General features: G+C 69.2%; 1 protein-coding gene. It reads left to right on the top strand.

The features are described from left to right. Positions 1 to 881: KR domain-containing protein (locus ACTWQR_RS55830; protein WP_443235031.1), on the top strand; the 881-nt coding region annotated here is incomplete at both ends.

Raw genomic sequence — 881 nt, 5'->3', positions numbered from 1 at the left:
TCTGCGGTTGTCGGCGTTCGTGCTGTATTCGTCGATCGCGGGTCTGATCGGTAATGCGGGCCAGGCCAACTACGCGGCGGGCAACACGTTTTTGGACGCGCTGGCCCAGCACCGGCATGCGCAGGGGTTGCCGGCTACCTCGCTGGCCTGGGGTCTGTGGTCACAGGCGAGCACGATCAGCGGTCAGTTGAACGACACGGATCTCCGACGCGTCGCACGCCTGGGTCTGGTCGAGTTGCCGGCCGAGGATGCGATGGGTCTGTTCGATGCCGCGTTGGCGGGTGGGCGGCCGGTGCTGGCCGCCACGCTCCTGGATGCCGGGGTGCTGCGCCGCCAGGGTGACCAGGTCCTGCCGATCCTGCGCGGCCTGGCCCCCGCCACCACACGACGCAAGACAGCGGGCACAGGCGCACAGGGCGGGTCGGCGCTGGCGGAGAGACTGACCGCACTCGACCCGGCCGAGCGCGAGAAGGCGCTGGCCGAGTTGGTACGCGGTCAGGTCGCCGGCGTACTCGGACATGCCGATGCCGGTGCGATCGACGCCGACCGCCCGTTCCAGGAACTGGGCTTCGACTCGCTGACCGCGGTGGAACTGCGCAACCAGCTCGGTCAGGCCACCGGGCTCAAGCTGCCCACCTCCCTCGTTTTCGACTACCCCAACCCCACCGCCCTCGCCCAGCACCTCACGAGGGAACTGTTCGGCGAGGAGGGCGAATCGGCTTCGACGATCGTCGCCGCCACCGACGCGTCCGCGGAGCCGATCGCGATTGTGGGGATGGCGTGCCGTTATCCGGGTGGGGTGGCGTCGCCCGATGATCTGTGGCGGTTGGTCGCGGACGGTGTGGACGCGGTGAGTGAGTTTCCGTCGAACCGGGGTTGGG

This window comes from Streptomyces sp. 2A115, assembly GCF_052245575.1.
Classification (GTDB): domain Bacteria; phylum Actinomycetota; class Actinomycetes; order Streptomycetales; family Streptomycetaceae; genus Streptomyces.
The sequence above is the reverse complement of the archived record's forward strand: the minus strand, read 5'-3'. Positions and strand labels throughout refer to the sequence as shown.